The organism is Streptomyces endophyticus, assembly GCF_035798155.1.
Lineage (GTDB): Bacteria > Actinomycetota > Actinomycetes > Streptomycetales > Streptomycetaceae > Streptomyces > Streptomyces endophyticus.
Genome location: NZ_JAOZYC010000002.1, coordinates 116,926 through 143,607, shown reverse-complemented (window position 1 = coordinate 143,607; position 26,682 = coordinate 116,926). Strand labels below are relative to the sequence as shown.

The window sequence follows — 26,682 nt, the reverse complement described above, 5'->3', positions numbered from 1 at the left end:
CAGGCGAGACTCCCGGCGCCACGACTGCACGCCAAGAGCGAACAGCCGGACGGGAACAAAGTGAGCAGTGTGGCCGGGCCGTGTGCGCGCGGGCGTGCGCTCACGGGCGCGTGCTCAGTGATGCTCCGCGCCGTGCAGCGGGAAACCCGCGATGCCGCGCCAGGCGAGCGACGTCAGCAGTTGCACCGCCGTGTCGCGCTCGACCGGGCTCGAGCTGGACAGCCAGTAGCGCGCGACGACCTGCGAGACGCCGCCGAGGCCCGTCGCGAGCAGCATCGACTCGTCCTTGGAAAGGCCCGTGTCCTCCGCGATCACGTCCGAGATCGCCTCGGCGCACTGCAGGCTGACCCGGTCGACGCGCTCGCGCACCGCCGGTTCGTTCGTCAGGTCGGACTCGAAGACGAGCCGGAACGCGCCGCCCTCGTCCTCCACGTACGCGAAGTAGGCGTCCATGGTCGCCGCCACGCGCTGCTTGTTGTCCGTCGTGGAGGCGAGCGCCGTGCGGACCGACTGCAGCAGGGACTCGCAGTGCTGGTCGAGCAGCGCCAGGTAGAGCTCGAGCTTGCCGGGAAAGTGCTGGTAGAGCACCGGCTTGCTGACGCCGGCCCGTTCGGCGATGTCGTCCATCGCGGCCGCGTGGTACCCCTGCGCTACAAAAACCTCCTGGGCCGCGCCCAGAAGTTGATTGCGTCGGGCACGGCGCGGCAGGCGTGTGCCCTTGGGGCGCGCTGCCTCCGTCTGCTCGATGGCTGTCACGCCGCCTCCCAAGATTGTCCGTACGCGGTGTGCGCCGCGACGTCATCGTACTTTTGAGTAACCCTGATGTGTGCGGTGCGAGCGCAGAATTTCACGGACCGGACTGCTGTGAAAACCGCATGTAGTGAGCCCGATGTCACATCTGTGGTCACAAATGGGTGGATCGTGGCGCACCGCTCACCGGTAGTCGTCCTCGTCGATCGCGACGACGCGGGCCTGTTCCGCCCGGTCCGCCTCGTTCGCGGTGTCCGGGTCGGCCTCCGGGTCGGGCTCGTCGTCCTGCTCGGGCGCGAGGTCCGTGTACTGCTCAGCGGTGTCGGCCTCGGGGGTCTCCACGCCCACTTCGGCGGGGCGGCGCTCCGCGAAGGTCTCGGGGTCGCTCGGGTCGACCGTCATCGATGGCTCCCTTCCTCACCTGTCCGTGCGTGGACGGGTGCCCTGATATCGAGCGTAGGAGACACCCGATCGGGGCGCTATGCGACTTTCGCGGATCTCCTGAGTCGTACGGAGGGTCTCCCGAGCGGCATGGGGATCTTCCGAGCGACACGGGAGTCCCCGGGGTGAAGCCGCCCGGCCGTGCGGCGTTTGGATCTGTGATGGCGAACACGCGATCCACTGTGTGATCGTCTCGTAACATATGTCGCATGTCTTCGACCGATTCGCCGCGCGTGCCTGCCGTCATCGCCGCCGCGACGCCCACGCCGGGCGCCGTCGAGGTCGCGGAGGGGGAGCACCTGCGATCGGTCGCGCTCCCCGGCCTTACGTTGTCGGTCCGGGCCCGTCCCGGAGCGCACGAGGGGCTGCCGCCCGCGCTGTACGTGCACGGGCTCGGCGGCTCATCGCAGAACTGGTCGGCGCTGATGTCGCTGCTCGAGGACGTCGTCGACGGGGAGGCGGTCGACCTGCCGGGGTTCGGCGACTCGCCGCCACCGGACGACGGCGACTACTCGGTGACCGGGCACGCGCGCGCGGTCATTCGCTATCTGGACGCACAGGGGCGCGGTCCCGTGCACCTCTTCGGTAACTCGCTGGGCGGAGCCGTCGCCACGCGCGTGGCCGCCGCGCGTCCCGACCTGGTGCGCACGCTGACCCTGGTGTCGCCCGCGCTGCCGGAGATCCGGGTGCAGCGCACCGCCCTGCCGACCGGCCTGCTCGCGGTGCCCGGTGTCGCCCCGCTCTTCACGCGCCTGACGAAGGAGTGGACGCCGGAGCAGCGGGTGCGCGGCGTCATGGCCCTTTGCTACGGGGACCCGAACAGGGTCACGCCCGAGGGCTTCAGGGTGGCCGTGGAGGAAATGGAACGGCGGCTCCAACTTCCGTACTTCTGGGACGCGATGACCCGCTCCGCGCGCGGTGTCGTGAACGCGTACACACTCGGCGGGCAGCACGGCCTCTGGCGGCAGGCCGAGCGCGTGCTCGCGCCGACGCAGCTCATATACGGAGGACGTGACCTGCTGGTCTCGTACCGGATGGCGGCCCGCGCGGCACGTGCCTTCCGGGGCTCCAGGCTGCTCACGCTCCCGGACGCGGGGCATGTCGCGATGATGGAGTACCCGCAAACGGTCGCGACGTCGTTCCGGGAACTCCTCGCCGACACCGAAGCGTTGAACAAGAGGCGCGGGAGCTCCAGTAGTGTCGGTGACGCCGCGAGTGACGCGTCCGGCACCGACGACCACACGACATTGGGGAGCTGAGGCGGCCTGTGGGACGGCATAGCCGCCGAGGATCGGCAGACAGCGCAGCAGAGGACACCGTCCACGTACAGCAGGTGGAGGCCGAGACGCATGCCCCGTCGCGGCCGGGCGGGGGTACCGGGCGCAGGCGAAGGGGGCCCGCCGAGGCGCCGCCTGCGCCGGCCCCGCCGTCGGTGGCCGGGCGTCCCCCCTTCCCGGGGCACACGTCCGCGCGTCCGGGGGCCGGGCCGGTGCGTGGCGGCCACCCCGAGGCGCGGGAGCCGGGTGGCGGCTGGGGCGCGTCCGTGCCGCGGGTCGCGGGCCCCGTCGCGTCGGCGCGCGGTCCCGAGCAGGGTGTGACGGTTCCGGCCGATTCGGCACTGCCGGGGCCACGGCCGCGGCGGGAGCGACCGGTTCAGGGAACACCGGATCAGGGCGCATCGGTTCAGGGGAACCCGCGGCAGGACTACATCGATGCGTTCGACGCGCCTGCGGGCTTCGACGGCCCTGCGGGTCCCAACGCGCCTGCGGGTTTCGACGCCTTTGCGGGTTCCGATGCCCCCGCGGATTCCCGTGCCCCTGTGGGTACGGACCCGTACGCGCGCGTGACCGAGTGGGACGCCGGGCCCGCCGGGCCGCCTGCGCCGCCGGAGGACCGGACGCCGGTCGAGTCCGACGGCGGGCGCGAGAAGCGTGGCAGGGGCATGACCTTCACGGGCATCGCCGCCGCGGCCGTCACCACCGTGCTCGCCGTGGTCGTCGCGGGGCAGGTCGCCGATACGGACGACGGCTCCGCGCGTGACGCGCGGGCGCAGGCCGCCGAGGGCAGTCGTCCCCACGGTGGCTCCGCCTCGCGTACCGACCAGCGGGCCGCCCCGAAGGAGACGGCGCAGGCCGCCCCCGCGACGTACGGGCAGAAGATGGCCAAGAAGTACCCGCTCGCGGCGGATCTGAAGGCATCCGGTTCGTTCGCGGCGGTCCCCGGGGCCGACAAGGCGCCGGGCAGCGGGCAGAAGTTCCGCTACCGCGTCGACGTGGAGAAGGGGCTCGGGCTCGACGGGTCGCTGTTCGCGCAGGCGGTCCAGAAGACCCTGAACGACAAGCGGAGTTGGGCCCACGACAGCGCCCGCACCTTCGAGCGGGTCTCCTCCGGGAAGCCGGACTTCGTGATCACGCTCGCGAGCCCGGGCACGACCGCCGACTGGTGCGCGAAGTCGGGCCTCGACACCACCGAGGACAACGTGTCGTGCGACTCCGCCGCCACCGACCGCGTGATGATCAACGCGTACCGGTGGGCCCAGGGCTCGAAGACGTACGACGACGTGCTCGGCGACACCGCCATCCACCCGTACCGGCAGATGCTCATCAATCACGAGGTCGGTCACCGGCTCGGCTTCAACCACGTGAGCTGCTCGCAGAACGGCTCGCTCGCGCCGGTCATGCAGCAGCAGACCAAGTTCCTGACATCCGGCGGGATCACGTGCAAGCCCAACCCCTGGGCCTTTCCCAAGGGTTGACGCTACGTAGCTATATGTAGCCGTTTGATCTCTTAGCGCGACCGAACGTCGCGCGTGCGGGAAAGTTACGCCCGTTCACCCCTTTTGGTGGCGTGATGGACAACCGTCCGTCACGCCACCGGCATGTCCGCATACGTTCGTCCCGCTGCGAGCCGCCAATCCAACGGCGGCTCCCTGTATGGGAGATCGGGGGTGTACGCGTGCGCATCGGACTGCTTACCGAGGGTGGTTATCCGTATGTGAGCGGTGAGGCCAGACTCTGGTGCGACCGGCTCGTGCGCGGGCTCGAGCAGCATGAGTTCGACCTTTACGCGCTCGCCACCAGCCAGGAGCAGGAGGACGCGGGGTGGCTCGAACTGCCGCCTCAGGTCATGCGCGTGCGGACCGCGCCGATGTGGGCGGCGGGAGCCGGGAGCGAGAGCGGCGCGCGCGACGGCGTGTTCGGGCGGCGGGCCCGGCGCCGGTTCGCCGCGTTGTACCGGGAGCTGGTCGAGGCCGTGGTGTCGGCCGACGCGACATCGGCCGATGCGACGTCGGACGACATGGGGTCGGACGGCATGGGGTCGAGCGAGGCGGACCGTTTCGCCAACGCGCTGTACGGGCTTGCCGAACTCGCCCGCGACGAGGGCGGCCTTGGCGTCTCCCTGCGTTCCGAGGCTGCCGTCCGCATCCTGGAGCGCGCGTGCCGTGCGCCGGGCGCACTCCGAGCGGTGCGCGCGGCCCGCGTGCCCGATCTGCTCTCCTTCGCCGCGCACGTGGAGCGTGAACTGCGGCCGCTGTCGCTGGACTGGTACGAGGACGGGTCCGGGTTCGACGCCTCGGGCCACTCGGCGGGTTCGGCGTCGGTGATGGCGTCCGGTTCGACGGCGGACGAGACGTCGGGGGCTTCGGCTTCGCCGTCGGGGGCGACCTCGGGTTCTTCGTCCGGTTCTTCTTCGGGCTTTCCCTCCGGGCTGTCCGGAGGGGGCGGGCTCGCGTCCGTCGATCTCTGCCACGCGGCCTCCGGCGGCGCGGCCGCCCTGCCCGGCCTGATCGCCAAGCACTTCTACGGGGTGCCGCTGCTCGTCACGGAGTACGGGGTGCAGCTCAGGGCCCGGTACATCGCCGCGGGTGACGCCGAGTTGAGCGCGCCGGTACGCGCGCTCCTCGCCGCCTTCCACGGTCGGCTCGCCGCCGAGGTCTACCGGCAGGCCGCCGTGATCACCCCCGGAAACGCGCATGCGCGGCGCTGGCAGGAGCGGTGCGGTGCCGACCGCGCCAAGCTGCGCACCATTCACCCCGGCATGGAGGCCGGCCACTTCGCCGAGGTGGGCGAGCGGGAAGGGCCGGGCGATCCGGACACCCTCGTCTGGGTCGGGCGCATCGACCCTTCCAAGGACCTGATCTCCCTGCTGCACGCGTTCTCCGAGATCCGCAAGGAAGAGCCGAAGGCCCGGCTGCGCATCGTGGGGGTGCCGGAGGCGGGCTCGGTTCCGGGGGCCGCGGCGGGCGCTGCCGCGGGCGCGGGCGCTGTGGATGGCAGTGGATGGCCGGCCGACGGGTTCGTCCCCGGAAGGGCGCCCGGTGGGCACGGCGGTGGTGGGCACGGCGGCGGTGGGGCGGACGCCTCGGATCTCGCGGCGGACCGCGAGGCCGCGCTGTATCTCGGGCACTGCAAGGCCCTCGCCGCGCAGCTCTTCCCGGACGAGGCGGAGGGGATCCACGCCGTGGGCGAGAACCCCGTCTCCTTCGAGGAACTGGGCGCCCCCGAGGCCCCCGACCTCGCCGATGTCTACGGATCCTGCGGCGTCGTCGTCCTGTCCAGCGTCGTCGAAGGCTTCCCGATCAGCCTGGTCGAGGCCATGTTCTGCGGGCGGGCGACGGTGTCCACGGACGCGGGCGCCGTCGTCGAGGTGATCGGTGGCACGGGGCTCGTGGTGCCGCCGCGCAACCCGCGCGCGCTCGCCGAGGCGTGTGTGGCGCTGCTGCGCGACCCCGCGCGGCGCGAACGGCTCGGTGCGGCGGCACGAGCGCGCGCCCTGGAGCTGTTCACCGCCGAGCAGAACATCACGGCATTTCACAGCATTTACCTGGAGATCGTCTCGCGCTGCCCGGTGCGCCGGGAGGTCGTCGACGACGCGGGCGACCCCTTGCCGTTCGCCTACCCGCCGGAGGCCCATGTGCCGGGCCGCTGGACCACGCAGAGCACGGGGGACCGGGGCGGCGCGTGGCTGGCCGGACGCGCGGGCGGAGCCGCCGGGACGAGTTGGGGAGCCGGTGGCGATGCGCGGGAGCAGTTGGCCGGGATGACGCAGGGCAGCGGGGAGGCGGACGGATGACCGGGCGGATCAGCGAACGCACGAGTGAGCGTGCCGCGTTCGACGACATCGGTACCGGGGGCGACGCCGATGCGCCCCGAGTACCGGTGAGCGCCGGAGCGTGGGGCGCCGGGTCGGCGGACGCGCTGGGGGCGCGCGGTGGTGGCCGCGCCGGCGGCGAGGTGGACGTCGACCGGGCCTCCACGGAACAGGCCGACCTGGAGGACCTGGAGGACCTGGACGTGGGATTGCTGCGTGATCCGGCTGCCTGGCGGTTGTCCGTCCTCGACGACGGGGGCGGTGCCCGGGGGCGCGCGGATGGTGAGGGTGATGCGGGCGGCGACGGGGCTGGTGCTGATGGTGCCGGCGGCGGGGCTGGTGCTGGTGTCGGTGTCGCGGAGTTCTTTGGCGCCGGGCCCCGCGATGCGGAGTCCCGGGACGTGGGGTCCCGCGATGCGGAGTCCCGCGATGTGAAGTCCCGTGACGTGGAGCGGAGTGACGTCGAGCTCAGTGACAGCGAGCTCAGTGACGTTGAGCCGAGCGGTATCGAGTCCCGTGGTGCCGACACCAATGGTGCCGACACCGGCAGCGTCGAGACCCGTAGCGCCGAATCCCGCAGCGCCGATTCCCGTGATGACGACTTCCGTGACGTCGACTCCCGTACGGAGGCCGACCACCGTGCCGATGTCGCGCGGATCGTCGGTCCGCGCGGCGACGACTCCCGTGACGCCGATCCCCGCGGCGCCAACCTCCGCCCCGTCCACCGCCGCTCCGGTGCCGACCCGGTCAAGGGATTGATGCACCGGCATCGTGAACTGTGCGAGCGGGCCGTCGACCCGCTGGAGATCGCCGCGGGTCTTGAGGCCCACGGCGTCACCGACAGGACCGCTGCCCGCTTCCGCCACAAGGACGTGTTCTCGCTCGCCGAGGAGATGTACGCCCGTGCGTCGAGAGACGGCGACCCGTACCGGCCCGTCGTCGAGGCCATCGGCCCCGCCACCGGCGTGCGCGGCCTGTGGGCCGGGCTCGCGCTGCTGCCGGGCGCCGTCTGCGCGCTCACGCTGTTCGGCCTGCACGCCACGGCGGGCACCGCGCGCCTGGCCATCGGCCTCGTCGGTGCGCTCGCCACCCTCGTCGCCCTTCGCGCGACACTGCGCCACGGGCCGCTGCGCGCGGCCGATGGGCCCTCCGCCGCCTCGGCCCGGCTGTGGTCCTGCTGGCTGCTCGCGTACGCCCTCCTCGGCGACGGCCTCCTCGACGCCGCGCTCGCGGGCGGGCCCGATGAGCCCTGGGCCCCCGCGACCGCACCGCTGGTCGCGCTCGCCGTCGCCGTGGCACCGGCCACCTGGTGCGCCCAGCTCTTCTCGGGCGGGGCGCGCCGCCGCCTCGCCGCAAGCCGGGGGCTCGCCGAATTCGCCGCCTCCGTACGCCCGTTGCTCCTCGGAGCCGTGGCCCTGTTCGCGCTCGCCCTCGTCGCGCTCCTCGTGCTGGCCGGCGCCGTACTCGACGAGAAGGTGGACTACGCCGGAGCGGGCGCCCTGGGCGTACTGCTGCTGCTCGCCCGCCTCCTCGCCGCGCACCGCCGTACGCACGCCCCCGCTGTCGCGCTGGGCGCCGCCGTCGCCGTCGAAATTCTGGCCGTCGCCGCGGTCTTCGCCGCACGACTGCCCGGCTGCGACGTCCTGGGCCTGCCCGTCGAGACCGCCGTCGACGCGGTCGGCGCGGGCATCGTGCCGACGGTCGCCTGCGCCGTCGCCGCCCTCGTCCTCCTCGTGCACGCCACCCGCACCCTGACCCGAGCCTCCGCCCACGCGAACGCGGACGGCCCGATCGGCTGGGCGCCATGACCACCACCCCCGGTATCGCCGCCTCCGTCGAGCGCGCCGTGCCACCGCGTCCAGCACACGCCAGATGACCAGGACCACCCCCTGCCCGTGGGGCCGACACCGCGGGCTCATCCGAAGACCCAGGGCAACCCTCATAAGGAGAACGCCAGATGACCACCCCTCCTCCCGGAGGCGCCGGATACGCCGGATACTCCGGACCTCACGGGCAGCGCGGAATCCACGACCGGTGCGCCCCGCGCGCAGCGCGCGGAGTGCGCGACGCCCTCGGAGCGCCCCGAGGGACCGGAGCGCGACCCCTGGGAGGCACCCGATGAGGGTTCTGCTGATCGGAGCCAACGGGTATCTGGGCCGCTTCGTCACCGACCGCCTGCTGGCCGACCCCGCGGTACAGCTGACCACGCTCGGCCGGGGCGACGACGCCGACGTCCGCTTCGACCTCGCCACCGGCAGCCCGGGCGCACTCACCCGCTTCCTGGACGCCGTCCACCCCGGAGTGGTCATCAACTGCGCCGGTGCCACCCGCGGCGGCGCCCGTGAACTCACCCGGCACAACACCGTCGCCGTCGCCACCGTCTGCGAGGCCCTTCGGCGCAGCGGCTGCGGCGCCCGCCTCGTGCAGATCGGCTGCGGCGCCGAGTACGGGCCCGCGCAGCCCGGCTCGTCCACCGCGGAGGACGCGGTGCCCCGGCCGGGCGGCCCGTACGGCGTCAGCAAGCTCGCCGCCACCGAACTCGTTCTCGGATCCGGCCTCGACGCCGTCGTCCTGCGCGTCTTCTCGCCCGCGGGGCCCGGCACCCCGGCAGGCTCCCCGCTCGGCCGGCTCGCCGAGGCGATGCGCCGCGCGATGCAGGCCGGTGACGGCGAACTGAAACTGGGCGGTCTCGGTGCCCAGCGCGACTTCATCGACGTACGGGACGTGGCGCGCGCCGTGCACGCCGCATCGCTCTCCGCCGCGCAGGGCGTCATCAACATCGGCTCGGGCCGCGCCGTGCGACTGCGGGACGCCGCCGCCGTGCTCGCCCGCGTCGCCGGTTTCGGCGGATCCCTCCATGAACTCGACGGCCCCGCTGTCGGGATGCGGACATCCGTCGGCCACCCCCGAAACGAATCGGACCACGGGATGCCTCCCGGGCCGGGCGCGTATCCGTATCCCGACGGCTGCGGCGGCTGGCAGCAGGCCGACGTGCGCACGGCCCGCGACCGGCTCGGCTGGCGTCCCCGCATCAACCTCGAAGAGTCCCTCGCCGACATCTGGATGGAGGCGGCATGCCGTATCTGACCCCGACCGCGACTGGCCTGTCGAGCACCGACGTACGACTCGGCTTCGGCATCCCCGGTTTCGCACACCCCCTCGTCGCGCCCGCAGAGTGGGCCGAACTCACCCGCCCCGCAACGCCTTTGCACTGGGTTGTTCTGAATGTCGCCAATGGTCCGGGGGCCCGCCCCGACCAGCACTGCCTGGAGGCCGCGGGCCGGCTTCGACAGGCCGGGGTGCGTGTCCTTGGTCACTTGGACCTGGCCTATGGCGCCCGCGCCTTCGGTGAACTCGTCTCCGACGCGCACCGCTTCCTCGACTGGTACCAGGTGGACGGCTTCTACTTCGACTGCTGCCCCACCGAGCGGGCCGCGCTCCCCGAGGTCCGGCGCGCCGCCACGACCCTGCGCGCCCTTGTCGACGACGCGCACATCGTGTTCAACCACGGCACCCACCCGTACCCCGGATACGCCGAGAGCGCCGACCAGTTGGTGACCTTCTCCGGACCCTGGAGCGACTACCGCTGGTCCCAGGTCGCCGAGTGGACCGCCGACTATCCGCACGAGCGGTTCTGCCACTTCGTCCATGGAATGCCCCTCGGTCATCTCGAGGAGGCGCTGCGCATCGCGCGCTGGCAGGGTGCGGGCACGATCTACTTCACCGATCGCACGGACCGGGGCGACTCGGCCGAACCCTGGGAGGGGATGCCCGGTTACTGGGACGAAATCGTCTCGCGCATCGGACGCGGTGTCTCGGAATGAAGGGGGGCGTGGCAGTGTTACAGACGGAACAACCGTACGTAGATACCGACCAACGGAGTCCCCGTGTCGCTGCCACCCCTGGTCGAGCCAGCTGCTGAGCTCACCGTAGACGAGGTCCGCAGGTACTCCCGCCACCTGATCATCCCGGATGTCGGGATGGACGGGCAGAAGCGGCTGAAGAACGCCAAGGTGCTCTGTGTGGGCGCCGGTGGCCTTGGCTCGCCGGCCCTCATGTACCTGGCCGCTGCGGGCGTGGGCACGCTCGGCATCGTGGAGTTCGACGAGGTCGACGAGTCGAACCTGCAGCGCCAGATCATCCACAGCCAGGCCGACATCGGCCGGTCCAAGGCGGAGTCCGCGAAGGACTCGGTCCTCGGCATCAACCCGTACGTGAACGTGATCCTTCACAAGGAGCGGCTCGAGGCCGACAACGTGATGGACATCTTCAGCCAGTACGACCTGATCGTCGACGGCACGGACAACTTCGCGACGCGTTACCTCGTCAACGACGCGTGCGTGCTGCTCAACAAGCCCTACGTGTGGGGTTCCATCTACCGCTTCGACGGTCAGGCCTCGGTCTTCTGGTCCGAGCACGGGCCGTGCTACCGCTGCCTGTACCCGGAGCCCCCGCCCCCCGGCATGGTCCCCTCCTGCGCCGAGGGCGGTGTCCTGGGTGTGCTGTGCGCGTCCATCGGCTCCATCCAGGTCACCGAGGCGATCAAGGTCCTGGCCGGCGTGGGCGACCCGCTGGTCGGCCGCCTGATGATCTACGACGCCCTCGAGATGCAGTACCGCCAGGTCAAGGTCCGCAAGGACCCCGACTGCGCGGTCTGCGGCCCGAACGCGACCGTCACCGAGCTCATCGACTACGAGGCCTTCTGCGGCGTCGTGTCCGATGAGGCGCAGGAGGCCGCCGCCGGTTCCACGATCACTCCGAAGCAGCTCAAGGAGTGGATCGACGACGGCGAGAGCATCGAGATCATCGACGTCCGCGAGCCGAACGAGTACGAGATCGTCTCCATCCCGGGCGCCAAGCTGATCCCGAAGGGCGAGTTCCTCATGGGCACGGCCCTGGAGAGCATGCCGCAGGACAAGAAGATCGTCTTGCATTGCAAGACGGGTGTCCGCAGTGCGGAAGTTCTCGCCGTGCTGAAGTCCGCGGGCTTCTCGGACGCCGTGCACGTCGGCGGCGGCGTCATCGGCTGGGTCAACCAGATCGAGCCGGACAAGCCGGTCTACTGAGCCTCGGCTCAGCCACTGTGAGCTGATCGGACGGGCCTCGCGCACTGTGCGCGAGGCCCGTCCGTCGTATCGGGGCGGACGCTCGCCGTCAGGAGCACACCTTGCCGTCGCGCGGTATTCGCCCCTCCAGGAGATACGCGTCGACCGTCGAGTCCACGCAGGCGCTGCCCGAGCCGTACGCCCCGTGTCCCTCGCCCTTCCACGTCAGCTCGACGCCGACGCCCGTGCCCAACTCGTCGGCCATGCGGCGCGCGCCCTCGTAGGGGGTCGCCGGGTCGCCGGTGTTGCCCACGACAAGAACCGGTGCCGCGCCCCGCGCGCTCACATCCGGCTCGTCCCACTGGCCCGGAACCGGCCAGTCATGGCACCAACCCGCGGTGTCCCAGCCCATGTACGACCCGAACACGGGCGATATCTTCCGGAACTTCGCCAGCCGCTCCTTCGTCTCCCGCACCGTGGGGCGCACCTTGTCGTCGAGGCAGGAGATCGCCCGCTGCGAGTGACTCGCCGTGCCGTAACGCCCGCTCGCGTCACGGTTGTTGTACGAGTCGGCGAGCGCGAGCAGGGTGGTGCCGTCGCCCCGCTCCGCGTCCCGCAGGCCTCGCGTCAGGGCGGGCCAGCTGGTCTTGCTGTACAGGGTGACCGCGATGCCGGTCGTCGCGAGCGACTCGTTCAACTCGCGGCCGCCCGGGGCGGGCAGAGGTTTCGCGTCGAGCTTCTTCAGGAGTGCGGCGACGTCACGCGAACCCTCCTGGGGGTCCTTGCCGCGTGACCTGAAGTAGTTGTCGAGGGCCCGCTGGAATCCGCGGGCCTGGTTCTCGGCCTGCCCGATGCGTCCCGCGGTCGGATCGACCACGGCGTCCAGGGTGAGCCGACCGACCTTGTCGGGGAACAAGTGGGCGTAGATTCCGCCCAGTTCGGTGCCGTAGGAGACACCCATGTAGTGGAGCCTTTTGTCACCGAGGACCTGACGCATGAGGTCCATGTCGCGCGCGGCCTCGGTGGTCGACACATGGGCGAGCAGTGCGCCGGCCTGCTTGCTGCAGCCCTTGCCGAATGCGACGGCATCCTTGAGATACGCCGTCTCCTCCGCTGAGGTGTCCGGAGTGAGGTCGATGGACTCGGCCGCCTGCGTCACCTTGTCGCTGCGACAGTCCAGCCCGCGGCTTGCCGAGACGCCGCGCGGATCGAAGCTCACCAGGTCGTAGCGCTCACGCAGCTTCGAGTACTGCGGGGCAAGGGCCGGCAGCAGCTCCACTCCGGAGCCGCCCGGGCCGCCGAAGTTGAACAGCAGGGACCCGATCCGATCGCCCCTGTCGCCCCGAGCCTTGGTGCGGATGAGGGCCAGGTCGATCGTGGGCCCGGTCGGCTCGGCATGGTCGAGCGGCGCCTTGAGCGTCGCGCACTGCCAATCGGAACCGGGCGCGGGCGAGCCCGCGTGCGCACGGCAACGGCCCCAGTCGAGGTGCTGGCCGGTGAGGGACGAAGGGAGGGCGGGGGAGCCGCCGTCGCCCGGCGCCGCGTCGGCTGGGCGTGAAGCGGAGGCCGACGGTGGCTTCGGATCGCCTCCGTCGCCGCGCTCGCCCGAACCGCTGCAGCCCGTGACCGGCCCGGCCGTCAGCACGACGGCCGCGGCCAGGGCGAGCCCCCGGACGCCCTTTCCCCAGCGTGTGCGTGTGCCCGCGGGCACACGCGAATCCTGTGCCGCCATGGCACCTCCCCCCTCAACTGCCCCCGTTCGAGAGACAGTCAAGCCATCGTAGGAGCGCCCACGGACATCCGACTCGGCCTGTGGACAACTCCGAGATCACTTGCAAACCGTTCCCTCGTTCGGGGGCTTCCCGCTGAGGAGGTAGGTGTTCACGGCGCCGTGCACGCACTTGTTTCCGCTGTCGTAGGCCCCGTGCCCCTGGCCGTCGTACGTCAACTCGACGCCCACGTCCTCGCCGAGCGCGTCGACCATCTTCTTCGCCCCCTCGTACGGGGTGGCCGGGTCGCCGGTGTTGCCGACGACGAGGATCGGGGCGGAGCCCGGCGCGCTGACGTCCGGGTGCTCGGCGGCCCCGTCGACGGCCCAGCCGGAGCAGTTGAGCATGCCCCAGGCCAGGTAGTCGCCGAACATCGGGGACGCCTTGCGGAACTCCGGCAGCTTCGCGTCGACGTCCTTCGCCTTGTAGCGGGGCTTGTCGTCGGCGCAGTTGATGGCGATGTTGGCGGCCTGGATATTGCTGTACTTGCCGTCCTCGTTGCGCCCGTTCATGGAGTCGGACAGTGCCATGAGGATCTTGCCGTCACCGTTGTAGGCCTGCTGGAGGCCATCGGTCAGGTACTCCCAGAAGTCCTGCGAGTACAGGGCCTGCGCGACCCCGTTGGTCGCCGCGGTCTGCGTGAGGTCGCGCGGGAAGATGCCCGGGATCGGCTTCTCCCCGAGCTCGTCGAGCAGCTTTGCGATCTTGGTCTTGACGTCCTGCGGAGTGTCCCCGACGGGGCAGTCCTCGGCCTGGGATGTGCAGTGCTCGGCGTAGTTGTCGAGGGCGAGCTGGAAGCCCTTCGCCTGGCCGAGCGCCCCCTCCTCCGGGTCCTGCGTGGGGTCGACGACGCCGTCGAACACGGCGCGGCCCATCTTCTTGGGGAACAAATGGGCGTAGACGCCGCCCAGTTCGGTGCCGTAGGAGATACCGAAGTAGTGCAGCTTGTCGTCGCCGAGGACCTGGCGCATGAGATCCATGTCGCGGGCCGCGTCCGTGGTGCGTACGTGGGGGAGCACCTTGTCGGAGTTCTTCTCGCACGTGCCGTTGAACGTCTTGATGTTGTCGACGAGCTTCTTCTGCTCCGCGGTGTCGTCCGGCGTCGAGTCCTGTTGGAAGTACTCGTCGAGCTGCTTGTCGTCCTCGCACTTGACGCCCGCGCTGCGGCCCACCCCGCGCGGGTCGAAGCTGACGAGGTCGTAGCGGGTGCGCAGCTTCGCGTACTCGGAGCCGAAGGCCGGGAGGGTGGTGACCCCGGAGCCGCCGGGACCGCCGAAGTTGAAGATCAGCGAGCCGATCCGCTTGTCGTCGTCCCCGCTCGCCTTGGCGCGGATCAACGCCAGGTCGATCGTGTCGCCCTTGGGCTCGTCCCAGTCGAGCGGCGCCTTCATGGTGGCGCACTGCCACTCGGCGCCGCCAGGGAGCGGCGAAGGAGCGTCACCGCCGCCCTGGGACTCCGCTGGTGCGGGGCAGTCCTTCCAGCTCAGCTCCTGGGACGGAAGATCCACGTCGTCCTCCCTGTCGCTGCTGCATGCCGCGAGCGATACGGACAGCAGGGTGGCGGCGGTCAGGGCAGCGGTACGGGACCAGGACGGATTGGGCATGCGTCCATCCTGCGGTGGCGGGGTGCGGGACGCTCGGGCTGCGGGCTGTGCGAGTGAGGTCCGCGCCCGGGGGGCAAGTCCCCTAGAGGGCGCCCTTCCTTGTCAGGTGGTTGAAGAACAGCCATCCAGGGAGGACGGGGAGCCACAGAGTCAGCAGCCGGTACAGCAGTACCGCGGGTGCCGCTACTTCCTTGGGCAGGCCGACCGCGATCAGACCCACCGTCAGGGTCGCCTCGACGGCACCCACGCCACCCGGTGTCGGGGCGGCCGAGCCGAGCGCGTTGCCGGCGAGGAAGACCACCGCGACGCTGGCCAGGCTGATCGTGGTCTGGGTCTCGTCCCCGAAGGCACGGATCGAGGCGTCGAGGCACATCACGAAGCAGGCGGTCAGCAGCAGCATGCCGCCGATGCCCGTGAGCAGCTTCCGCGGCCGCTGCAGCACATCGAGCATGCGCGGCACGACACCGGCGAAAAGTGAGCGCACGCGCGTGACGACGAATTTCCGCAGGAACGGAATCGACGTCATGACAAGGACGAGCACTGCGACGGTCAACAGGCCCGCGATGACCGTGCGGGACGGCGACAAGGAGGGCGTCTTCTCCGTCCCTGTCAGGTAACCGAAGGTCAGCAGCAGCAGGATGTGGCTGCCCATGCCGAACAGCTGCGAGGCGCCCACACTGGCCACAGCGAGCCCCGGACGCACCCCCGCACGCTGCAGAAAACGCGTGTTGAGTGCCACTCCACCGACCGCCGCCGGCGCCACGATCTTCACGAAGGAACCGGCGACCTGGGCCGCTACGGCCCGCATGAAGGGGACGCGTTCCGGCACGAAGCCGAGCAGGCTCATCGCGGCGGCTACGTAGCTGAGCGCGGAGAACAGCACCGCGAGGCCGACCCAGCCCCACTCGGCCTCGCCCACGATCGCCCCGAAGTCGATGTGGGTGAGCTGCGACAACAGGAAGTACGCGCCGATCGCACCGGCGATGAAACTGATCAGCGTGCGCGGCCTGATGCGCTCCAGGCGGGCCGGTTCGACGGGCGCCTGTGGCCGGATGCGCAGCACCTGGTGGCGGATCTGGGTCAGCAGATCCTCCTCGCGGGCCTCGTCCAGAGCCTCGTCGAGGGCCCGCTTCTCGGCCTGGCGTTCCGCCTTCTCGGACTTCTTCTCAGCGCGTACGGACACCTTGCCGGTGTCGCTGGTGGTGGTCTCCTCGATGCGCGCCTGCTTGGCCTTGCTGGACGCCTCCAGGACGGCCTCGCGCTCGCGCTGGGCACGCTCACGTCCGAGCTTGCGCAGCGTCGCCCTGGTGGAGCGGGTGAGCGCGATCGGCTGCAGCAGCGGCAGACAGTCGGCGATGGTGTCCGGGCCCAGGACTCCCACGGCGGACGCGACGGTGCGTTCGGCGCCTGCCCGAAGGCCGAGCGTCGTGAGCAGCTGGGCGATGTCCATGCGGAGCACGAGGTCGCCCGCGGCGATCTCGCCGCCCCGCAGATCCGTGAGAATGACGGTGCCGGAACGATCCACCAGAATCGCATCGCCGGCCAGCCTGCGATGCGCGATCCGCCGTGACTGGAGCGCCTGGACCTGGTGCCAGGTGTCGCGCATCAGCTCATCGGTGATCTCCTCGTCCGGCAGCGAGTCCAGGGACCGGCCGCCGACGTGCTCGTAGACGAGCATGACGGCGTCGGGGCCGAGCTCGGACGTCGCGATCAGCTTCGGCGCGTTCGCCCCGGCGGCGATCGCCGCATAGGCGAGCAGCGCCTCCTGCTCCAGGGCCTGGCGCAGCGACTGGAGGCTGCGGCGCTGCGTGATGCCGCGCAGCGTCAGGCGTCGCCACACGCGGTAGAAGAAGCCCTGCGCCTGCTGCTCCCGGTCCACCACGGTGACGTCCAGCGGTGGGCCGTCCTCCAGGGTGACGAAGTAGCGCCGCCCCCGGTCGCCGTTCTCCGTAGTGCCCTCATGGGCTTCCTCACGGGAGGCGTTGACGGGGTGGAAGCCGACGTGGCGCAGGCCGGCGAGGAGCGTCTGCCCTGTAGGGCGCACGTTCGGGGAGCCGACGGCGTACAGCGTTCCGTAGGCGACGGTCCAGCCGATGAGGACCGTCAGGATGATCGAGAACGGTGTCGTGTAGCCGGTGACGAGCATCGCGAAGGCGTCGAGCAGCAGCACCACCCACAGCACGACGCGCCACCGTGGTCGCCGGGACATGCCGACGGCCGTCATATAGGCGATGACGGGCGCCAGGTAGCCGTGCACCGGGTCGGTCAGTGCGTGGATGTCACCGGGCGACACCGTGGTGAGCGCTTCCTGGATGGACTGCGGGGCGGCCTTGGCGACCCACAGGTCCGTCGCGAGCGTCACTCCGTGTGCGAGGACCGCGGCGAGGACTCCGTCGGCGATCCGTAGGCCGTCGCGCTTGATGAGCCGCTCGATGGCGAACGCGACCGGCACCAACAGGATGGCGATGCTCGACGCGAGACCCGCGAACTTGGTCAGCAGGTCGGGTGCCTGGCCGGTGCCCTTGTCGATGTCCTGGGCGAAGCCCGAGGTCGTGCCGTGTGCGAATGCCGCGATCGCCATGATCACGACGACGGCGAGCAGGCCGACGAGGAGCCGCATGAGGTCGGAGGGGCGGTGCACGCGCGCGGGGAGCAGCGGTTCGTCACCGTCTACCTGCTCGGCGTGCGTGTCCCCCTCGGCACAGTCGGGGTCGTGCAACGGTTGCTCGTGCTTCGCTTCGGCGGCCTGATCGGCCGCTTCGTCAGGGCGCGCCGGTGCCACAGAGGTGCCCTCCGCCTTGTCGGGGTGCACGCTCTGCTGCTCCGTGGTCTCTTCTTGATCTCGTATCACCAGTCACCGTCCGCACGATGGTGGCATGCCACACCGCCATAGGGGGGCATCAGGGTGCATTCGAGGAGGCGGGAGTCCGCTGCAGGCCTCGTCGTCCCCGTCTGTCCGGGCCGCCTCTCGTACGTCCCTCCGCGCTGTCGGTGCCGTGCGGCAGGATGGGTCGGATGAGCAAGGAGAGCGAACCGGCGGGAGAGCTTCCCGCGTACGCGGAGCGGGTCCTGGACGTCGCGGAGCTGATCCCGCGCGGGCGGGTCATGACGTACGGGGACGTGGCCGAATGGCTCGAGGAGGGCGGGCCCCGCCAGGTGGGGCGGGTGATGGCGCTCTACGGAGGCGCGGTTCCGTGGTGGCGTGTGGTCCGTGCGGACGGGCAGTTCCTGCCGGGGAACGAGCTGCGCGCGCTCGACCACTACAGGGAGGAGGGCACGCCCTTGCGTGAGGCCTCCCGGACCGCCGAGGGCCACCTGCCACGCCTCGACATGAGACGCGCGCGGTGGGACGGCCGGGCGGGTACGGAAGCTCACAATTGACAGCTTCGGCCATCCCGCGCGCGGGTGGGGTGCCGGTGGCCCGTATGGGGGAAACGGGGCATGCGGGGCACTTCGGCGGCCCCGTGTCCGTTGGTGAGACCGGGCACATCTGCGCCCGGAGGAGTGCGGGAGAGGCGCCGGAAGCCCGGCTTCCGCCACACTCGACGGCGTAGCGTCGACGGCACCGTCGATGACAGACACCTCCTTCACTCCATGGCCACCGCTTCACGCGGACGGCTCTTCGACCACCAGCACACCCACCAGGACCAGCGATCCACGTGAGCTCCTCCTCGTCCACCCGGCACCTGTCGCAGCACCAGGTTCGACAGGGGCTCCCCGGTGCGTACCGACTGGTGCGTACCCCGCCGGCTCAGGTGGACCCCCCTCGTCTGGACGCACATCAGCGTGCGGTGGTTGACCATGCCCACGGGCCGCTCCTCGTCCTGGCCGGACCCGGAACGGGCAAGTCCACGACTCTCGTGGAGGCCGTCTCGGCGCGCATCGCCAAGGGCACCGACCCCGAACGCATCCTGGTGCTCACGTTCAGCCGGAAGGCCGCGGTCGAACTGCGTGACCGCATGGCGCAGCGCATCGGCGCCGCACACGCCCCACAGGCGACGACGTTCCACTCGTTCTGTTACGCCCTGGTCCGTGCCCACCAGGACGCGGATCTCTTCGTGGAGCCCTTGCGGCTGCTGTCGGGTCCCGAGCAGGACGTCGCCGTACGGGAACTGCTCGCGGGGCAGATCGACCTGGAACAGGCGGGGCTCGCGCATGTGCGCTGGCCCGACGAGCTGCGCGCGTGCCTCACCACGCGGGGCTTCGCCGACGAGGTGCGCGCGGTCCTCGCCCGGAGCCGGGAGCTGGGGCTGGGTCCTGCCGCCCTGGACGCGTTCGCGCGCCGCATCGGCCGCCCGGACTGGCGGGCGGCCGCTACCTTCCTTGCCGAGTATCTGGACGTCCTCGACGCGCAGGGCGTGCTCGACTACGCGGAACTGGTGCATCGCGCCGTGCTCCTCGCGCGCCGCACGGAGGTCGCGGATCGGCTCGCCACGCAGTACGACGCCGTGTTCGTCGACGAGTACCAGGACACCGACCCCGCCCAGGTGCGGCTGCTGCACGCGCTCGCGGGCGGGGGGCGCACGCTCGTCGCCTTCGGCGACCCGGACCAGTCGATCTACGCGTTCCGGGGCGCGGACGTGAACGGCATTCTGGACTTCCGCGGAGATTTCCCGCAGGCGGACGGCGCCCCCGCCCCGGTCGAAGTGCTCACCACATCCCGGCGTTCCGGCGCCCGTCTCCTGGAGGCGACGCGCCGCATCACCCAGCGGATGCCACTGACCCGGCTGCCCGCGCACAAGGTGCGTGCCCACCGTGAGCTGTCGCCCGTACGCGACGGAGGCAGGACCGAGGTCTACACGTATCCGACGTCCGGTACGGAACTCGACAACATCGCGGACATCCTGCGGCGTGCCCACCTGGAGGACGGCATCCCGTGGAGCGACATGGCCGTCCTGGTGCGCGCCGGCTCGCGCAGCATTCCGGCGGTGCGGCGCGCGCTCACGGCAGCTGGCGTCCCCCTCGACATCGACGGCGACGACCTGCCACTGCGCCACGAACCGGCGGTCACGCCGCTGCTGACGGCCCTCAAGGTGGTGGCCCGGGCAGATACCTCGGACACCCAGGACGCCCAGGAAACTTCGGACACTTCGGAAGGCGAGTACCGGCTCGACACCGAGACGGCTCTCGAACTCCTGGCCTCACCGCTCGCCGGGATGGACACGGCCGATCTGCGCCGCCTGGGGCGCGCGCTGCGCGAGGAGGAGCGCGCGTCAGGGAACGCGCTGCCGCCGCCCTCGGACGAGCTGCTCGCGCGTGCCCTTGTCGAGCCCGAACGGCTCGCTCTGCACGACCCGACGTACGCCCGTGGCGCGCAGCGTCTTGGTGCGCTCCTCGCCACCGCCCGCCAGAAGCTCTCCGACGGCGGCACCGCCGAGGAAGCCCTCTGGGAGCTGTGGAACGGCACCCCCTGGCCGAGCCGGCTGGAGCGCGCCGCCCGCCGAGGCGGCGCGGCCGGGCGCAACGCGGACCGTGATCTGGACGCCGTCTGCGCCCTGTTCGCCGTCGCCTCGCGCGCGGAGGAGCGCACCGGAGGCCGTGGCGCCCACAACTTCCTGGAGGAACTGGAGGCCCAGGACATCGCGGCCGACACCCGCGCCGGACGGGCCGTGCGCCCCGACGCCGTGCGCCTGATGACCGCCCACCGCTCCAAGGGCCTGGAGTGGCGGCTCGTCGTCGTCGCGGGCGTCCAGGAGGGACTGTGGCCCGATCTGCGGCGCCGCGGCTCACTCCTGGAGGCCGACCGCATCGGACGCGACGGTCTCGCCGAACCCCTCACCCCCGGAGCGCTGCTCGCAGAGGAACGACGCCTGTTCTACGTCGCCGCCACGCGCGCGCGGGAGCGGCTCGTCGTCACCGCGGTGAAGGCGCCCGCGGACGACGGCGACCAGCCGTCCCGGTTCCTGACCGAGCTGGGCGTGGAACCCAAGGACGTCAGCGGGCGCCCGCGCCGCCCCTTGGCGGTGGCCGCGCTCGTCGCCGAACTGCGTGCCACGACGGTCGACCCGCGTGTCTCCGAGGGGCTGCGCGAGGCCGCCGCGCGCCGCCTCGCCCAGCTCGCGGCGCTCAGCGACGACGGAAGACCGCTCGTGCCGTCCGCCCACCCGTACCGCTGGTGGGGCATGTACGAGCCGACCGAGAGCAAGGTCCCGCTGCGCGACCGCGACAAGCCCGTCGTCCTCTCCGGAAGCGCCCTCGACCAGCTGGCCAACACCTGCGCCCTGCAGTGGTTCCTCGGCCGCGAGGTGAAGGCCGACGCCCCCGCCACCGCGGCCCAGGGCTTCGGCAACGTCGTGCACGTCCTGGCCGACGAGGTCGCCTCCGGGCGCACGCCCGCCGACCTCGCCGTCCTCATGGAGCGCCTGGATTCCGTGTGGGACTCCCTCGCCTTCGACGCGCCCTGGAAGTCGGCCCAGGAGAAGGAGAACGCCCGCGCCGCGCTCGAACGATTCCTTCAGTGGCACGTCATGGACCGCACGGGCCGCACCGCTGTCGCCAGCGAGCACGACTTCGACGTGACGCTCGAGGCAGGCTCCTACGAAGTACGCATCCGCGGCTCCATGGACCGTGTGGAGCGAGACGCCGAGGGCCGCGCCTACGTAGTCGACTTCAAGACCGGCAAGCAGGTACCGAGCGCCGCGGACGTCGCCCGCCACCCACAGCTCGCCGTGTACCAGCTCGCCGTGAACGAAGGCGTGGTCGACGAGATCTTCGACGGAGTCCGTCCGCATTCCGGAGGAGCCGAACTGGTGCAGCTCCGCCAGGGCGCCGCCAAGAAGGACGGCGGCGAGGCGCTGCCGAAGGTGCAGGCACAAGAGTCCCTCGAAGGGGAGTGGGTCGGCGACCTCCTCGCCACCGCGGCCGGCAAGGTCCTCGACGAGCGCTTCGTACCGACGACCGGGCAGCACTGCACGCACTGCGCCTTCCGTGCTTCGTGCAGCGCGCGTCCGGAGGGCAAACACGTCGTCGAGTGACGTGCGCCTCCACTGAGCCGGAACAGGACGGCGCTGTCAGTGGTGCCGGTTAGCCTCGATGAGGTGACCACGCGCCTCACCGACCCCGAGCAACTCAAAGAGCTGCTCGGCATCCCGTTCACCCCGGAGCAGACGGCCTGCATCACCGCGCCGCCCGCCCCGCAGGTGATCGTTGCCGGAGCCGGCTCCGGCAAGACGACGGTGATGGCCGCACGCGTGGTCTGGCTGGTCGGCACCGGTCAGGTCGCCCCCGAGCAGGTCCTGGGCCTCACCTTCACCAACAAGGCGGCCGGGGAACTGGCCGAGCGTGTTCGCAAGGCCCTGATCAAGGCGGGCGTCACCGACCCCGACGCCATCGATCCGGACAACCCCCCGGGCGAGCCCGTGATCTCCACGTACCACGCCTTCGCGGGCCGTCTGCTGACCGACCACGGTCTGCGCATCGGGCTCGAACCCACGACGCGGCTGCTCGCCGACGCCACCCGCTTCCAGCTCGCCGCGCGCGTGCTGCGCGAAGCACCCGGCCCCTACCCCGCCCTCACGCGTTCCTTCGCCGACCTGGTCAGCGATCTCCTCACGTTGGACGGCGAGCTGGCGGAACACCTCGTACAGCCCGGCAAGCTGCGCGCGTACGACCATGAGCTGCTGCGCGCCCTCGAAGGCGTCAAGCTCAGCAACGCAGATCTGCGGAAGGTGCCCGAGGCGGCCGCCGCACGCCTGGAGCTGGCTGAGCTCGTGGGGCACTACAGGGAGGCCAAGCGCACCCGGGACCTCCTCGACTTCGGCGACCAGATCGCCCTGTCGGCGACGCTGGCCGACACGCGGCCCGAGGTCGGCGAGATCCTGCGCGACGAGTTCCGCGTGGTCCTGCTCGACGAGTACCAGGACACCTCTGTGGCCCAGCGGATCCTGCTCGCGGGCCTCTTCGGCGGGGGAACGGGCCACGCGGTGACCGCGGTCGGCGACCCCTGCCAGGCGATCTACGGGTGGCGCGGCGCTTCCGTCGCCAACCTCGACGACTTCCCGCGCCACTTCGCGTACGCGGACGGGCGCCCGGCCACCCGCTTCGCGCTCAGTGAGAACCGGCGCAGCGGCGGCCGCCTGCTCGACCTCGCCAACGGGCTCGCCGAGCCGCTCCGTGCGATGCACGCGGGCGTGGAGGCCCTGCGGCCCGCCCCTGGAGCCGAGGGGGACGGCGTCGTGCGCTGCGCCCTCCTGAGTACGCACAGCGAGGAGATCGACTGGCTCGCCGACTCCATCGGCCACCTCGTCGCCACGGGAACGGCGCCCGGCGAGATCGCCGTGCTCTGCCGCACCGCGACCGACTTCGCCGAGATCCAGGGCGCCCTGGTCGCCCGCGACATCCCGGTCGAAGTGGTCGGACTCTCCGGCCTGTTGCACCTCCCGGAGATCGCCGACCTGGTCGCCATGTGCGAGGTCCTCCAGGACCCCGGTGCCAACGCCTCCCTCGTGCGGCTGCTGACCGGCCCGCGCTGGCGCATCGGCCCGCGGGACCTCGCACTCCTCGGGCGGCGGGCACGCTTTTTGGTCTCCCACGCGCGCGGGGGAGAGGACGACGACGCGGACCGGCGCCTGGCCGCGGCCGTCGAGGGGGTCGACCCCTCCGAGGTGATATCGCTGGCGGACGCGCTCGACACGTTCCTGGAGACCTCGACCGACACCGAGGAGGACGGCGACGGCCTGCCGTTCTCACCGGACGCGCGCGTGCGGTTCGCCCGGCTCGCCACCGAACTGCGCGAGCTGCGCCGCTCGCTGTCCGACCCCCTCATGGACGTGCTGCACCGTGTCCTGGCGGTCACCGGCCTGGAGGTCGAACTCTCCGCGTCCCCGCACGCGTTGGCGGCCCGGCGGCGCGAGACGCTGTCCAACTTCCTCGACGTCGCCGCGTCCTTCGCGGCCAACGACGGCTCCGCCACGCTGCTTGCCTTCCTCGGGTTCCTGCGCACCGCGGCGCAGTACGAGAAGGGCCTCGACAACGCGCTGCCCGGTGGCGAGGACACCGTGAAGGTGCTCACCGCTCACAAGTCCAAGGGCCTCGAATGGGATGTCGTCGCCGTTCCCGGCCTCGTCAACGGCACGTTCCCGAGCACCCAAGGTCGTGAGAAGTGGACGGCACAGGCCAAGGTCCTGCCGCACGAACTGCGCGGTGACGGCGCCACGCTGCCCGAGATCGAGACGTGGGACTCCAAGGGCATGAAGGCCTTCCACGCCGACATGAAGGACCACCAGTACACCGAGGAACTGCGCCTGGGATACGTCACGTTCACGCGCCCGCGCTCCCTGCTGCTCGGCTCCGGGCACTGGTGGGGGCCGTCCCAGAAGCGCAGGCGCGGCCCGTCGGACTTCCTTCAGGCGTTGTACGAGCACTGTGCTGCCGGGCACGGCGAGATCGAGGCCTGGGCGGACGAACCGGCGGAGGACGAGGAGAACCCGGCCCTCCAAGAGAACTCGGTCGAGCACTCCTGGCCGCTGCCGCTGGACGAGGAGGCGCGGGCCCGGCGCCGGGCCGCCGCCCACACGGTCCTCGCCCACCTGGAGCGAGCCGCGGGGCCCGAGGCCGCGCACGCCCACACGGAGACCCACCCCGCCGTCCTCGACGAGCCGCCCTTCGAGGACCCCGACTGGCCACCGCCACCGGAGGACGACGAACCGCCCTTCGACCCTTACGAGGACGACTACGTCCCGGACGCGGGCGACCACGACCCCTACGAGGACGACGCGCCTCCGGCCGACGCCCACGCGCGCGTGGCCGAGCCCGAGCGAGCGGCCCCGGCCGTGCCGCATCCCGCTCCCGCCCCGGAGTCGGAGCTCACCCCGGAGGAGGCGCGCACCATCGCCTCCTGGGACCGCGACCTCGACGCGCTGACCGGCGAGCTGTTGCGCGCCCGCGCCGCCGTGCGCGACGTTCCCGTCCCGCACACGCTCACCGCGTCCCAGCTGCTGCGGATGGCCGCCGACCCGGATGCCTTCGCCCAGGAGCTCGCCCGCCCCATGCCCCAGCCGCCGCAGCCGGCGGCCCGCAGGGGCACCCGGTTCCACGCCTGGATCGAGGCGCGCTTCGAAGAGCTGCGGCTGCCCATGCTCGACCCGGAGGAGCTGCCCGGCAGCGATGCCGAGATCGCGGACGAGCGAGACTTGGAGGCACTCAAGGAAGCCTTTGAGCGCACCCCGTACGCCCATCGCTCGCCCTACCGGGTCGAGACGTCCTTCCAGCTGGCCATCGCGGGCCGCGTCGTCCGCGGCCGTATCGACGCTGTCTACAAGGAGGGCGACGGCGACGAGGCGACGTACGAGATCGTGGACTGGAAGACGGCCCACCGGAAGACCGCCGACCCCCTCCAGCTGGCTGTCTACCGGCTTGCTTGGGCCGAGCAGCAGGGCGTGCCCCTGGAGTCGGTGAGCGCCGCCTTCCTGTACGTACGCACCGGGGAGACGGTCAGGCCGCGTCGGCTGCCGGGCCGGGAAGAGTTGGAGCGGCTCCTGCTGGAGGACCCGCAGCAGCCGGCGGAGCCCGTGGAGGAACCGCCGGACGAACACGTTCGGGTGGGCGGATAGGCTCGTGACCATGAGCAAGCCCGTTGACACCGCCGTCAGCACAGTCCGTGCGTACGTCGAGAACCACCGTGAGACCTTCCTCGACGACCTCGCCGAGTGGCTGCGGATCCCTTCCGTGTCCGCCCAGCCCGATCACGCACCGGACGTGCGGCGCAGCGCCGACTGGCTTGCCGCGAAGCTCGCCGAGACCGGCTTCCCGACCACGGAGGTGTGGGAGACGCCCGGCGCCCCCGCCGTGTTCGCCGAGTGGCCCTCGGGCGACCCCGAGGCCCCCACGGTCCTCGTCTACGGGCATCACGACGTGCAGCCCGCCGCTCGCGAGGACGGCTGGGACACCGACCCCTTCGAGCCGGTCGTCATCGGAAACCGTCTCCACGCGCGCGGGGCGGCCGACGACAAGGGACAGGTGTTCTTCCACACCCTTGGCGTGCGCGCCCACCTGATCGCGACCGGCCGCACCGCACCTGCGGTCAACCTCAAGTTCCTCATCGAAGGCGAGGAGGAGTCGGGTTCCCCGCACTTCCGTGCCCTCGTGGAGGAGCGCAAGGAGCGCCTGGCCGCGGACGCCGTGATCGTCTCCGACACCGGCATGTGGTCCGAGGACACCCCCACGGTGTGCACCGGCATGCGCGGTCTCGCCGACTGCGAGATCGAGTTGTACGGGCCCGACCAGGACATCCACTCCGGCTCGTTCGGCGGTGCCGTCCCGAACCCGGCGACCGCGGCCGCCCGCCTTGTGGCCGCGCTGCACGACGAGCACGCGCGCGTGGCCGTCCCCGGCTTCTACGACGGCATCGTGGAGCTCACCGACCGGGAGCGCGAACTCTTCGCGGAGCTTCCGTTCGACGAGGAGCAGTGGCTGCGCACGGCGAAGTCCCGTGCCACCTACGGAGAGGCCGGGCACAGCACCCTGGAGCGCATCTGGGCCCGACCCACCGCCGAGGTCAACGGCATCGGCGGTGGCTATCAGGGCCCCGGCGGCAAGACGATCGTGCCGTCCTCCGCGATGCTCAAGCTCTCCTTCCGGCTGGTCGCCGGGCAGGATCCGGACCACATCGAGAAGGCCGTCACCGCCTGGGTCGCCGAGCAGCTGCCCGCGGGGATCCGCCACACGGTCACCTTCGGTGCCGCCACCCGCCCCTGCCTCACACCGCTCGACCACCCGGCGTTGAAGTCCGTCGTACGCGCCATGGGACAGGCCTTCGAGCAGGAGATCCGCTTCACGCGCGAGGGCGGCTCGGGGCCCGCCGCCGACCTTCAGGACGTCCTCGACGCCCCGGTGCTCTTCCTGGGCATCTCCGTGCCCTCCGACGGCTGGCACGCCCCGAACGAGAAGGTCGAACTCGACCTCCTCATGAAGGGTGTCGAAACAACCGCCTATCTGTGGGGCGATCTCGCGGAGAGCTGGGCAGATGCACACTGATTGAGGCAC

At 71.4% G+C, this 26,682-nt stretch carries 16 protein-coding genes; 11 read left to right on the top strand and 5 right to left on the bottom strand.

The genetic code is table 11. From position 1 onward, the window contains the following. Positions 1-114: 114 nt before the first annotated feature. Entirely contained in the window at positions 115-756 is a 642-nt protein-coding gene (locus OKJ99_RS02330) for a TetR/AcrR family transcriptional regulator (protein WP_326013966.1), read from the bottom strand. Between the two features lie 177 nt (positions 757-933). Further along, a complete protein-coding gene (locus OKJ99_RS02325; RefSeq protein WP_326013964.1) occupies positions 934-1,152 on the bottom strand; it encodes a hypothetical protein in 219 nt (72 codons plus the stop codon). A 248-nt stretch (positions 1,153-1,400) separates the two neighbouring features. On the opposite strand from OKJ99_RS02325, the gene OKJ99_RS02320 reads away from it, so the two are divergent. From OKJ99_RS02320 to moeZ, 7 genes are all read left to right on the top strand, one after another. Beyond that, entirely contained in the window at positions 1,401-2,450 is a 1,050-nt protein-coding gene (locus OKJ99_RS02320) for an alpha/beta fold hydrolase (RefSeq protein WP_326013963.1), read from the top strand. Positions 2,451-2,458: 8 nt separating this feature from the next. Beyond that, positions 2,459-3,946, top strand: coding sequence for a DUF3152 domain-containing protein (locus OKJ99_RS02315; protein ID WP_326013961.1), 1,488 nt, complete (start codon positions 2,459-2,461; stop codon positions 3,944-3,946). A 200-nt stretch (positions 3,947-4,146) separates the two neighbouring features. Continuing rightward, positions 4,147-6,264 carry a DUF3492 domain-containing protein gene (locus OKJ99_RS02310; RefSeq protein ID WP_326013960.1) on the top strand — a complete coding sequence of 706 codons (2,118 nt, stop codon included), beginning with the start codon at positions 4,147-4,149 and terminating at the stop codon, positions 6,262-6,264. Continuing rightward, the gene (locus tag OKJ99_RS02305; RefSeq protein WP_326013959.1) at positions 6,261-8,090 is read left to right on the top strand and encodes a hypothetical protein; all 1,830 of its coding nucleotides are present in this window, start codon (positions 6,261-6,263) and stop codon (positions 8,088-8,090) included. Before OKJ99_RS02310 ends, OKJ99_RS02305 begins: the two co-directional genes overlap by 4 nt. A gap of 310 nt (positions 8,091-8,400) precedes the next feature. Continuing rightward, positions 8,401-9,369, top strand: coding sequence for an NAD-dependent epimerase/dehydratase family protein (locus OKJ99_RS02300; protein WP_326013958.1), 969 nt, complete (start codon positions 8,401-8,403; stop codon positions 9,367-9,369). Then, positions 9,357-10,106, top strand: a complete 750-nt coding sequence (locus OKJ99_RS02295) for a spherulation-specific family 4 protein (protein ID WP_326013957.1) — start codon at positions 9,357-9,359, stop codon at positions 10,104-10,106. Before OKJ99_RS02300 ends, OKJ99_RS02295 begins: the two co-directional genes overlap by 13 nt. Positions 10,107-10,169: 63 nt before the next feature. Further along, positions 10,170-11,348, top strand: coding sequence for an adenylyltransferase/sulfurtransferase MoeZ (gene moeZ / locus OKJ99_RS02290; RefSeq protein WP_326013955.1), 1,179 nt, complete (start codon positions 10,170-10,172; stop codon positions 11,346-11,348). An 88-nt stretch (positions 11,349-11,436) separates the two neighbouring features. Here moeZ and OKJ99_RS02285 read toward each other — a convergent pair whose 3' ends face one another. The 3 genes from OKJ99_RS02285 to OKJ99_RS02275 form a co-directional block, all read right to left on the bottom strand. Then, on the bottom strand, positions 11,437-13,059 hold the full coding sequence (locus OKJ99_RS02285) for an alpha/beta hydrolase (protein WP_326013954.1): 1,623 nt from the start codon (positions 13,057-13,059) through the stop codon (positions 11,437-11,439). 96 nt (positions 13,060-13,155) lie between these two features. After that, on the bottom strand, positions 13,156-14,700 hold the full coding sequence (locus OKJ99_RS02280; RefSeq protein WP_326013953.1) for an alpha/beta hydrolase: 1,545 nt from the start codon (positions 14,698-14,700) through the stop codon (positions 13,156-13,158). Between the two features lie 82 nt (positions 14,701-14,782). Beyond that, positions 14,783-17,551 (bottom strand): lysylphosphatidylglycerol synthase domain-containing protein, encoded by a 2,769-nt coding sequence (locus tag OKJ99_RS02275; RefSeq protein ID WP_326013952.1) that lies wholly within the window; start codon positions 17,549-17,551, stop codon positions 14,783-14,785. Positions 17,552-17,706: 155 nt separating this feature from the next. Here OKJ99_RS02275 and OKJ99_RS02270 point away from each other — a divergent pair, with 155 nt between their 5' ends. From OKJ99_RS02270 to OKJ99_RS02255, 4 genes are all read left to right on the top strand, one after another. Beyond that, complete coding sequence (locus OKJ99_RS02270) at positions 17,707-18,081, top strand: MGMT family protein (protein ID WP_407700630.1); 375 nt, start codon at positions 17,707-17,709, stop codon at positions 18,079-18,081. Positions 18,082-18,359: 278 nt separating this feature from the next. Continuing rightward, on the top strand, positions 18,360-21,674 hold the full coding sequence (locus OKJ99_RS02265; protein WP_326013950.1) for an ATP-dependent helicase: 3,315 nt from the start codon (positions 18,360-18,362) through the stop codon (positions 21,672-21,674). Between the two features lie 63 nt (positions 21,675-21,737). Then, positions 21,738-25,250, top strand: coding sequence for an ATP-dependent DNA helicase (locus OKJ99_RS02260; protein ID WP_326013949.1), 3,513 nt, complete (start codon positions 21,738-21,740; stop codon positions 25,248-25,250). Between the two features lie 10 nt (positions 25,251-25,260). Continuing rightward, positions 25,261-26,673 carry a dipeptidase gene (locus tag OKJ99_RS02255; protein WP_326013948.1) on the top strand — a complete coding sequence of 471 codons (1,413 nt, stop codon included), beginning with the start codon at positions 25,261-25,263 and terminating at the stop codon, positions 26,671-26,673. The last annotated feature ends 9 nt before the right edge of the window (positions 26,674-26,682 follow it).

Coding starts and splice junctions, on each gene's coding strand:
- OKJ99_RS02325 (WP_326013964.1), bottom strand. CDS start 1,152: ATGACGGTCGACCCGAGCGACCCCGAGACCTTCGCGGAGCGCCGCCCC.
- OKJ99_RS02320 (WP_326013963.1), top strand. CDS start 1,401: ATGTCTTCGACCGATTCGCCGCGCGTGCCTGCCGTCATCGCCGCCGCG.
- OKJ99_RS02305 (WP_326013959.1), top strand. CDS start 6,261: ATGACCGGGCGGATCAGCGAACGCACGAGTGAGCGTGCCGCGTTCGAC.
- OKJ99_RS02300 (WP_326013958.1), top strand. CDS start 8,401: ATGAGGGTTCTGCTGATCGGAGCCAACGGGTATCTGGGCCGCTTCGTC.
- OKJ99_RS02295 (WP_326013957.1), top strand. CDS start 9,357: ATGCCGTATCTGACCCCGACCGCGACTGGCCTGTCGAGCACCGACGTA.
- OKJ99_RS02285 (WP_326013954.1), bottom strand. CDS start 13,059: ATGGCGGCACAGGATTCGCGTGTGCCCGCGGGCACACGCACACGCTGG.
- OKJ99_RS02280 (WP_326013953.1), bottom strand. CDS start 14,700: ATGCCCAATCCGTCCTGGTCCCGTACCGCTGCCCTGACCGCCGCCACC.
- OKJ99_RS02270 (WP_407700630.1), top strand. CDS start 17,707: ATGGGTCGGATGAGCAAGGAGAGCGAACCGGCGGGAGAGCTTCCCGCG.
- OKJ99_RS02255 (WP_326013948.1), top strand. CDS start 25,261: ATGAGCAAGCCCGTTGACACCGCCGTCAGCACAGTCCGTGCGTACGTC.